Here is a 10409-nt window from a genome sequence, read left to right as displayed (position 1 = left end):
AGGAGGGTAAGCGACCATGAAACTAGTGGAGACTATAAGCACGGTCATACCATTACTTCCAAACATAACCAGTTTGGCAGATAGGATGGACTTTACCCTGTAAAAAAATGATAGATATAAGATATCTATCCAGTTCCTGAGGCTGACCCACTGTTAGGTGATAATGAAATACTGAGAATGAGTGAGTATTAAAGAGAAATATTAACTTTATAGAAGGAGGATAAAATATGGAATACAATGAAACTCTAAATTTACCAAAAACTGAATTCCCTATGCGAGGCAATTTGCCTAAGCGAGAACCTGATATTGTGAAAAAGTGGGAAGAAATTGATATTTATCAGAGAGTGAAAGAAAACAATAGTGGTAAGCCAAAGTTTATTTTGCACGATGGTCCTCCCTATGCCAATGGTGATATCCACTTGGGTCATACCTTAAACAAAGTTTTAAAGGATATGGTTGTCAAGTATAAATCCATGGCTGGGTACGATTCGCCTTATGTACCTGGTTGGGATACCCATGGGTTGCCTATCGAACAGCAGGCTATAAAAAACTTAGGCTTAAATAGAGAGAAGGTAGATGTAGTCGAGTTTAGAAGGCAGTGTAGGGATTATGCCCTTAAATTTGTAGACTTGCAAAAGGACCAATTTAAACGACTAGGCATTCGAGGAGATTGGGACAATTCATATGTTACATTAGATCCTAAATTTGAAGCTGAGCAAATAAAAGTTTTTGGTGAAATGGCTAATAGAGGCTATATCTACAAGGGGCTAAAACCTGTGTATTGGTGTAGTGATTGCCAAACTGCATTAGCAGAAGCAGAAGTAGAATATGGTGAAAAGCGGTCACCATCAATTTATGTTAAATTTCCATTGAAAGACGGTAAAGGTATTGTATCAGAGACAAATACACACGTTGTAATTTGGACTACAACTCCATGGACGCTTCCTGCCAATGTGGGAATTTCCTTACACCCTGAATACAAATATACACTGGTGGAAGCTGATGGAGAAAACTTAATTTTAGCAGAAGAGCTTTATGAACAAGTCCTGGATAAATCAGGATATGAGAAGTGGAATGCAATAAAAGTGTTCACGGGCAGTGAACTTGAAGGTATTATTTGCACAAATCCGCTGTTTGAAAGAGATTCGCTAGTTATCCTAGGTGACCACGTAACATTAGAGCAAGGGACTGGCTGTGTTCACACAGCTCCTGGGCACGGACAAGAAGACTACGAAGTAGGAAAAAAATACGATTTACCAGTTGTTTCACCAGTAGATGACAAGGGTGTCTTCACTGAGGAGGGACATCAGTTTGAAGGGCTACAGTATGATAAAGCTAATAAAGCAATTACTGAAGAGTTAAAAGAAAATAATTATTTAATGCATTTAGAATTTACTAAACACTCATACCCTCATTGTTGGCGCTGTAAGGACCCAATTATTTTTAGAGCAACTGAACAATGGTTTGCTTCTATTGATGGATTTAGACAAAATGCATTAGAAGAGATTAACAAGGTTAAGTGGATTCCAGCATGGGGCAGAGACAGAATTTATAACATGATTGCTGATAGAGGAGATTGGTGTATATCAAGACAGCGGACATGGGGAGTGCCAATTCCTATTTTTTACTGTTTTGACTGTAATGAACCTATTATAAACCAGGACACTATAGAACATATATCCAATTTATTTAGAGAGCACGGTTCTGAGGTGTGGTTTGCAAAGGAGGCTAGTGAATTAGTACCGTCGGGACTTAAATGTAAGTGTGGGCATGCTGAGTTCAGAAAAGAAAAAGATATCATGGACGTATGGTTTGATTCTGGTTCTAGTCATGCAGCTGTATTAGAAACTAATCCAGAACTGCAATGGCCAGCGGACTTATATCTTGAAGGCAGCGATCAGCACAGAGGTTGGTTTAACTCGTCGCTATCAACAGCAGTTGCAACTAAAGGACAAGCCCCGTACAAAGCTGTTTTAACACACGGCTTTTTAGTGGATGACAAAGGTAGAAAAATGTCTAAATCAATGGGGAATGGAATAGATCCCCTAGATGTGATAAATAAAATGGGTGCTGATATATTGAGATTATGGGTGTCTTCAGCTGATTATAAAGTAGACGTGGCACTTTCTCAGGGTATTTTAAAGCAAATTACAGAGGCTTACAGAAAGATTAGAAATACATCAAGATACTTGCTTGGCAACCTATACGATTATGACAATGAGCAACATGCAGTGGCATATGAAGACCTTAATGAGTTGGATCGCTGGGCTCTTATACGGTTACACAAACTTATTGATAAGGTGACAAAAGCCTTTGAAAACTATGAATTTCACGTAGTATATCATGCCATTCATAATTTCTGTGTGGTAGACATAAGTGCTTTCTATTTAGATGTGGTCAAAGATAGATTATACACGCAACCTGCTGACTCCACAGACAGGAGAGGTGCTCAAACAGTCATCTATCAAATAATGGATGCTATGACTAAATTAATTGCACCGATTCTAACATTTACAGCAGAAGAAATTTGGCAACATATACCTAATACTAAAAAGGCTGAGAGTGTTCAGTTGAGCCAGTGGCCTAAAGTAAACAAAGATTACCTAGACGAACAATTAGAAGCTAAATGGAATAAACTATTAGACATCCGCGAAGAGGTTGCTAAAGTGCTAGAGGCAGCTAGACGGGATAAAGTAATAGGTCATTCCCTAAATGCGGAAGTTAAACTTTTTGTGGATCAGGACTTAAGAGATTTCTTTGAAGAGTTCAAGGTGGATTTGGCCACATTGCTAATTGTTTCTAAAGTAAGTATTCATGATTTGGGTAAAGCTACAGAGGGAGTAGGGGAAGTGGCAGGGTTAGATAACTTTAAAATAGCTGTGGCCTCAGCACCTGGTGACAAGTGCGAGCGCTGCTGGAAATACAGCGAAACCATAGGTCAAGCCAGTGACCACCCTACTATTTGTTCTTCATGTTATGAAGTAATAAAAAAATAATGGAATAAAAGCAAAGTAGTCAGAAAACTTTGCTGGCTACTTTGTGGTATAATACATAAAACAAACTAGAAAAAGGGTGAAATTGATATGAAGAAAAACAACAGGATTGTAGTTACAGTTTTAGGGAAAGACCGTGTGGGCATTATATCAGGTGTAGCGAATGTTTTAGCAGATGCAAATGCCAACATTGCAGACATTAGTCAAACTATCATGCAAGATTTCTTTACAATGATTATGATTGTGGATATTGCCGGGTGCAACATTGACTTTAATCATCTAAAGAGTAACCTACATAACTTAGGCGAAGAATTAGGTGTTAAGATAACTGCTCAAAATGAGCAAGTTTTCGACTATATGCATCGGATATAATTTGGAGGGAGAATAGAAATATGCCAGTTTATTCAGTTTCAAGTCAGGAAATATTAGAAACCATACGCATGGTTGAGATGGAAAACTTAGATATTAGAACAATAACAATGGGTATAAGCTTAAGAGATTGTGCCCATGCAAATGCTAAGGTTGCTCAAGAGAGAGTTTACGACAAAGTGACTAGATTAGCTTCTAACTTAGTCAAAGTAGGTAATAAAATTGAAGTGGACTATGGTATTCCCATAGTTAATAAACGTATATCTGTGACACCAGTTGCTATGATAGCGGAGAGTTCAGATGTGGAAGACTATGTTGGCTTTGCAGAAGCGTTAGATCGCGCTGCTAAAGAAGTTGGAGTTAACTTTATCGGTGGTTTCTCAGCACTTGTACACAAGGGCTTTACAAAAGGAGATCAAATCTTAATTGATTCAATTCCCGAGGCACTTAGCCGCACTGAAAGAGTATGTTCGTCTGTTAATGTGGGAACAACTAAGGCTGGAATTAACATGGATGCAGTACTAAAAATGGGACAAATTATTAAAAAGACTGCAGAAGCTTCAGCTGATCAAGATGGTCTAGGATGTGCGAAGCTAGTTGTCTTTTGCAATGTTCCTGAAGACAATCCATTTATGGCAGGTGCTTTTCATGGGGTCGGAGAACCTGAGTGTGTTATCAATGTAGGGGTTAGTGGTCCAGGAGTAGTACTGAACTCTATCAAAAAGAACCCTGATGTAGACTTTGGCCAGTTAGCTTCAATAATCAAGAAAACATCCTTTAAAATTACTAGGATGGGTGAATTAGTAGGTAGAGATGCATCAAATCGCCTTAATGTGCCCTTTGGGATTGTAGACCTATCCTTGGCACCTACACCAGCTATTGGAGATAGTGTGGCAGATATATTAGAAGCAATTGGACTTGAGCGGTGTGGAACTCACGGTACAACAGCTGCCCTAGCTATGCTAAATGATGCCGTGAAAAAAGGTGGAGTTATGGCATCTTCCTACGTAGGTGGGTTAAGTGGTGCATTTATCCCTGTAAGTGAAGATGCTGGAATGATTGAAGCCGTTGAGGTAGGTGCACTTAGTATTGACAAGCTAGAAGCTATGACTGCTGTGTGCTCTGTTGGACTAGACATGATTGCCGTTCCTGGAGATACTAGCGCAGAGACATTAGCCGCTATTATTGCCGATGAATCTGCAATAGGTATGATTAATAAAAAGACTACTGCCGTAAGAATAATCCCAGTTCCAGGAAAAGAAGTAGGAGAAATGGTTGAATTTGGTGGTTTACTTGGACGAGCACCAATAATGCCAGTTAATAAGTACAACTCAAATGTATTTGCAAGAAGAGGTGGTAGAATACCTGCACCACTTCAAGCATTTAATAACTAATAGAAAAAGCCTTCTTAAGAAGGCTTTTTTTGCATTTTGTGGAAGTCAATACGTATATTTTCATAAGAGTATCTGGGAAAATATAATAAAGAGAGGGGGAATAATTATGAAAGATGATAATCAAACTATAAAAGAGTTAAATAAAAAAATTGAAGATTTGGCGGTAAAAATAGAAAAAATGAAAATAGCTGAATATGTTGACCTATTGCATAGTCCTAGGAGATTGCTGCTAGTAAACTTTATGGCGGGTTTAGCTCGTGGATTAGGAATAGCAGTTGGTTTTACAATTTTAGGAGCTATACTTATTTATTTTCTACAAAGATTAGTGGTGCTTAACTTGCCCTTGATTGGGGACTTTATTGCAGAAATAATAAAAGTAGTTAATCAGCAGATGGGGACAGGAGTCAGATAACGCCGCCAAATCACAATATGTAGGAGGCTTCCCATGGATACTAAAAACAACAATCAAAAAATAAAAACTGAACTGGAAAAAGAAAGAAAAGAGCTAGAAGCTCAGCTCAAACACATGGAGGAATACAAAGAATTAGAAATGGGAGAATCAATTGCTGAGTTAGCAACCTATGATAATCACCCTGCAGATATAGGTAGCGAGTTATACGAACGGAGTAAAGACATTGCCCTTGCAGAAGGAATTAAACATAAGTTACAGCATGTAGGGAATGCTTTGGATAAAATTAATACCAACAACTATGGTATTTGTGATATGTGTGGTAAAGAAATTTCTGCTGATAGATTAGAAGCTATGCCTAGCACAACTTTGTGCTTAAAATGTAAAGAACTTAAAGAAAGTGAAACTGATAATAACAGGCCCGTTGAGGAAGAGGTTTTGAATATGGTACCTCAAAACTATAAAGGGCTAGATAACATGTATGATGGGGAAAACGTATGGAGGGATTTAGCTAGATATGGAACATCCGACACTCCTCAAGATAGCGAGAGGCCAGGTGAATATCAAGATCTGATTGAAGATAATGAGGATGATGGACTTGTAGAAAAAATTGAGGGAATACCTTATGTTTCAAAAAAGGATGGAATGTTTTATGAAGAAACATATGGTGTGGACGAAAAAGAAAAACTAGATGAGTAACTTGTTGAAACTTTGAGTGCTATGTGCTAAAATTATTTGGAAACTTTTATATATGGAGTTGAACAAATGATATTTTGGATTATAGCTTTTTCAATATTAGTAATAGATCAGTTAACCAAGCACATAGTAAAAGCAAAGATGGAATTATCTCAGTCTACCCCGATTATTGAGAATGTTTTTCACATTACCTATGTAGAAAACCCTGGAGCTGCTTTTGGTATTCTTGCTCATCGAACAGTGTTTTTTATAATTATAACGGCAGTAGTCGGTTTAGCTATAATATACTTCAATTCTAAGTTACCTAAAGACAAGTGGTTAGTTAAATCAGCTTTAGCTATGCAATTAGGTGGAGCAGTGGGTAACTTAATTGACCGAGTTAATACCGGGTACGTTGTGGATTTTTTAGATTTTCGTATATGGCCAGTATTTAACATAGCAGATATAGGAATTGTAGTGGGGGTCATCCTATTGGCCATATTGTTGTGGAACGATGAAAATGTTTTTATTACAGACAAATAGAGGATGAAGAGAAATGAGTACGGAAAATAGAGAATTTTTATTTCCTGTTGCTGAAACAGAATTGGACATTAGAATTGACAACTTTATTACAGAAAAATTAGATATATCTCGCACTAATGTCCAAAAATTAATTAAAAATCAGAATGTTACAGTAAACGGAAAAAAAGTAAAATCTAATTATAAAGTTAAACCTGACGAAATTGTTGAAGTCAGAATGCCTGAGCCAGAAATGCTTGATGTAGCTCCAGAAAAAATGGAATTAGATATAGTATTTGAAGATGATCATCTGATAGTTATTAATAAGCCTGCTGGCCTAGTGGTTCACCCGGCACCTGGTAATTACTCAGGTACGCTTGTAAATGGATTGCTTTATCATTGTGGTCACAATCTTTCAGGCATAAATGGAGTTATCAGGCCTGGAATTGTACATAGACTTGATAAAGATACATCTGGGCTAATAGTAGTTGCGAAATCAGACTTAGCGCATAACGATTTGGCACTTCAAATAAAGGAAAAACAGGCTAAAAGGGGTTATATGGCTTTAGTTCACGGTGTCATAAAGGAGCCTGCTGGGAGGATTGATGCTCCTATAGGTAGAGACACTGTAGACAGAAAGCGTATGGATGTAACGGACAAAAACTCAAAAGCAGCTGTGACAAAATATAAAGTAATTGAGCGCTTTAACCAGTATACACTTATAGAAGCGTGGCTGGAGACAGGTAGAACCCATCAAATTAGGGCTCATTTTAAATATCTATCCCATCCGGTAGTAGGAGACCCTCTTTACGGTCCACAAAAAGCACATTTTGATTTAAATCGACAGTTACTTCATGCAAAAGTATTAGCATTTAAACATCCGATTACTAAAGAGAAGATGGAGTTTAGCTCACCTTTACCTTCAGTATTCGTCAAAGTGATAAATAAATTGCAAGACTAATGTCTGGGAATAATATGTTGACAAGAGTTGAAATTTAGGTTAAACTTACAATAATAAAAAATGGAACCTTTAAAATAGTCCCGTGAGACTATAAAGGGTTTGGTGTTCGAATAAGCTTCCGAATACATGTTTACCTGCACTCACGGAAGGCAGGTTTTTTTATTAGGGGGGGGTGAATTTTTTGACCAAATACAAAGAGAAAGCGCTAATAATGGATCAAGACAAAATTAGAAGAGCCTTAACTCGTATTGCTCATGAAATAATAGAGAAAAATAGAGTAATTGAAGATATAGCTTTAGTGGGAATTAGAACTAGAGGCGTACCCCTAGCAAAGCGCTTAGCTGAAAAAATCAATGAAATTGAAGGTAAGGAAATTAAAATAGGAGTACTGGATATTACTCTTTATAGAGATGACTTGACAACGTTATCACACCAACCAGTGTTACACAAAACTGAAGTTCCTTTTTCTGTTGAGGGCAAAAATGTAATCCTGGTAGATGACGTTCTTTATACGGGAAGAACTGTTAGAGCTGCATTAGATGCCTTGATAGATTTAGGACGACCCCAAAAAATACAATTGGCAGTTTTAGTAGATAGGGGGCATCGTGAATTGCCAATTCGCGCAGACTATATTGGTAAAAATGTACCCACTTCAGGAAAAGAAGTTGTATCAGTTTACTTAAATGAAACTGATAAGAGTAATGAAGACAGGGTTGTAATAAAAGAGAAAACTGAATAAGAAATACCCTTTAACTTAGTCCTGTGAGGCTAAAAAGGGAGCAACTTCTAGTTAGTATCTAGAGGTCTACCTTCCTATGGCTTTCACAGGCATGGGAAGGTTTTTTTATACTTATAAAAGGAGGATTATTCAATGAGCTTAAAGAGAAAAGATTTACTTGGCTTAAGGGATATGAATAGTGAGGAAATTGAACTTATTTTACATTCATCAGAAAGCATGAAAGAGTTTATAAAACGCAAAGTAAAAAAATTACCTACTTTGAGGGGTAGATCAATAGTAAACCTATTTTACGAGTCCAGTACTAGGACAAGAACATCATTTGAGTTAGCGGGAAAGTACTTAGGAGCAGACACGGTTAATGTAGCTACCTCCACTAGTAGTGTGACAAAAGGAGAGAGCTTAATAGATACAGGTAAAACAATTGAAGCCATGGGAGTAAATACTATTGTTATTAGGCATCCCATGGCTGGTTCAGCAGATTTATTAGCAAGGAACGTTAGCTCATCTGTAATTAATGGCGGCGATGGTATCCATGAACATCCTACCCAAGCACTTTTAGACATGTTTACCATTAAGCAAGTAAAAGGGAGTCTAGAGGGATTAAAAATAGTCATAGTTGGCGATGTCCTCCACAGTAGAGTAGCTCGCTCTAATGTATGGGGTATGACTAAGCTGGGAGCGGAAGTAACTTTAGTAGGTCCCCCAACCCTTTTGCCAGAGAGGCTTTTTGGAAATTTAGGAGTAAAGTACAGTTATAACCTAACAGAGGCCTTAAAAGATGCAGATGTAGTTGTGGCTTTGCGTATTCAAAAAGAGAGACAAGAAGCCGGATTAGTTCCTAGTATGAGGGAGTACGCTCAACAGTATGGAATAACTCAAGACAAGATTAAGTTAGCAAAACCAAATGCACTTGTGCTACACCCAGGTCCTATGAATAGGGGAATAGAAATAGACAATGAAGTTGCTGATGGTGTTGCATCCCTTATTCAGGAACAAGTTACAAATGGGGTAGCCGTAAGAATGGCAATTCTCTATCTACTCAACGGAGGTGAAGACAGTGAATATATCAATTAAAGGAAGCAAGATTTTTTATAATGGGAAGTTTCAAGAGGGAAATTTATTGGTAAAGGATGGTACTGTAGAAACCTTGCAGCCTAAGGACTATAAAATCTCAGAGAAATACAAAGTGATAGAAGTAGGAGATAATTTAGTTGTACCAGGACTTGTGGACATGCATGTTCACTTAAGAGAGCCGGGATTTGAAGCTAAGGAAACAATTGCTACGGGTACTAGAAGTGCTGCTGCAGGTGGCTTTACCAGTGTAGCTTGTATGCCTAACACTAACCCAGCCATAGATAATAAAGGTATAGTGGATACAGTGATAAATAAAGCAAAGCGAGAAGGAGTTGTTCGCACATACCCTGTGGGTGCAATAACGATACAGAGAGCTGGGAAAAAACTAGTGGAAATGGTAGACATGAAGCAGGGAGGAGCGGTAGCTTTTTCTGATGATGGTAATACCCTAATGAATGCAAACTTAATGAGAATGGCATTGGAATACAGCAAGGCTATTGATGTTCCTATAATTGCTCATTGCGAAGAAGAAAGCATGCTAAGTGGAGGAGTCATGAACGAGGGGCATAACTCTTGTATCTTAGGTTTACCCGGTATCTCAAACCAGGTGGAAGATATAATTGTAGCTCGAGACCTTATGTTAGCTGAAATGACTAATGCAAAACTTCATATAGCACATGTTAGCACAAAAGGAGCGGTCGAGTTGATACGTCAAGCCAAGGTAAGGGGCGTGAAAGTAACAGCTGAAGTTGCTCCTCATCACTTAACTTTAACTGATAGTTCTGTGATAGGGTATGATACCAACACTAAGGTAAACCCACCACTGAGAACTCAGGAAGATATAGAGGCATTGATTTCTGGATTAAAAGAAGGGGTAATTGATTGTATAGCTACAGATCATGCACCCCATACTAAAGACGAGAAAAATGTGGAGTATGCAAATGCACCCTTTGGAATGGTTGGGTTGGAAACAGTGCTTTCCATTGTTGCTACCAAATTAGTTGAACCAGGTCATTTAACCTGGGAAGAAGTTATAGAAAAGATGTCCACTAAGCCATGTGAGGTTTTAAACATTCCAGGTGGAAAGCTTGAGAATGGTACAAATGCCGATATAACAATTATTGACCCTAATCATGAGTGGACAATAAATAAAGATGAATTTATTTCCAAAGGCAAAAATACCCCCTTTGACGGTTGGAAAGTTAAAGGGAAAGCAATTATGACAATAGTAGCAGGTCAGATTGTAATGGAAAAGGGAAAAATTATTGAGTAAAAA

Annotated in this window: 10 protein-coding genes; all 10 read left to right on the top strand. The window is 37.8% G+C overall.

The window, feature by feature from the left end:
* The first annotated feature begins 227 nt into the window (after positions 1–227).
* The 10 genes from ileS to GGQ84_RS09015 all read left to right on the top strand — a co-directional run bounded on the left by ileS (position 228) and on the right by GGQ84_RS09015 (position 10406).
* Positions 228–2996 (top strand): isoleucine--tRNA ligase, encoded by a 2769-nt coding sequence (ileS, locus tag GGQ84_RS09060; protein WP_429161886.1) that lies wholly within the window; start codon positions 228–230, stop codon positions 2994–2996.
* An 87-nt stretch (positions 2997–3083) separates the two neighbouring features.
* On the top strand, positions 3084–3365 hold the full coding sequence (locus GGQ84_RS09055) for an ACT domain-containing protein (protein ID WP_429161884.1): 282 nt from the start codon (positions 3084–3086) through the stop codon (positions 3363–3365).
* Between the two features lie 20 nt (positions 3366–3385).
* A complete protein-coding gene (locus GGQ84_RS09050; protein WP_429161883.1) occupies positions 3386–4756 on the top strand; it encodes a PFL family protein in 1371 nt (456 codons plus the stop codon).
* 106 nt (positions 4757–4862) lie between these two features.
* Entirely contained in the window at positions 4863–5168 is a 306-nt protein-coding gene (locus GGQ84_RS09045; RefSeq protein ID WP_429161881.1) for a DUF5665 domain-containing protein, read from the top strand.
* 33 nt (positions 5169–5201) lie between these two features.
* Positions 5202–5864, top strand: coding sequence for a TraR/DksA C4-type zinc finger protein (locus GGQ84_RS09040; RefSeq protein ID WP_429161879.1), 663 nt, complete (start codon positions 5202–5204; stop codon positions 5862–5864).
* A gap of 66 nt (positions 5865–5930) precedes the next feature.
* Positions 5931–6383: a signal peptidase II gene (gene lspA, locus GGQ84_RS09035; RefSeq protein WP_429161877.1), complete on the top strand. Its 453-nt coding sequence runs from the start codon at positions 5931–5933 to the stop codon at positions 6381–6383.
* Positions 6384–6396: 13 nt separating this feature from the next.
* Entirely contained in the window at positions 6397–7320 is a 924-nt protein-coding gene (locus GGQ84_RS09030) for an RluA family pseudouridine synthase (RefSeq protein ID WP_429161876.1), read from the top strand.
* A gap of 181 nt (positions 7321–7501) precedes the next feature.
* Complete coding sequence (gene pyrR / locus GGQ84_RS09025; RefSeq protein WP_429161874.1) at positions 7502–8059, top strand: bifunctional pyr operon transcriptional regulator/uracil phosphoribosyltransferase PyrR; 558 nt, start codon at positions 7502–7504, stop codon at positions 8057–8059.
* A gap of 132 nt (positions 8060–8191) precedes the next feature.
* Entirely contained in the window at positions 8192–9133 is a 942-nt protein-coding gene (locus GGQ84_RS09020) for an aspartate carbamoyltransferase catalytic subunit (RefSeq protein ID WP_429161872.1), read from the top strand.
* Complete coding sequence (locus GGQ84_RS09015; RefSeq protein WP_429161869.1) at positions 9117–10406, top strand: dihydroorotase; 1290 nt, start codon at positions 9117–9119, stop codon at positions 10404–10406. The genes GGQ84_RS09020 and GGQ84_RS09015 overlap by 17 nt, the downstream gene beginning before the upstream one ends.
* Positions 10407–10409 lie beyond the last annotated feature (3 nt).

Source organism: Desulfitispora alkaliphila, from assembly GCF_050433185.1.
GTDB classification, from domain to species: domain Bacteria; phylum Bacillota; class Desulfitisporia; order Desulfitisporales; family Desulfitisporaceae; genus Desulfitispora; species Desulfitispora alkaliphila.
The sequence above is the reverse complement of the archived record's forward strand: the minus strand, read 5'-3'. Positions and strand labels throughout refer to the sequence as shown.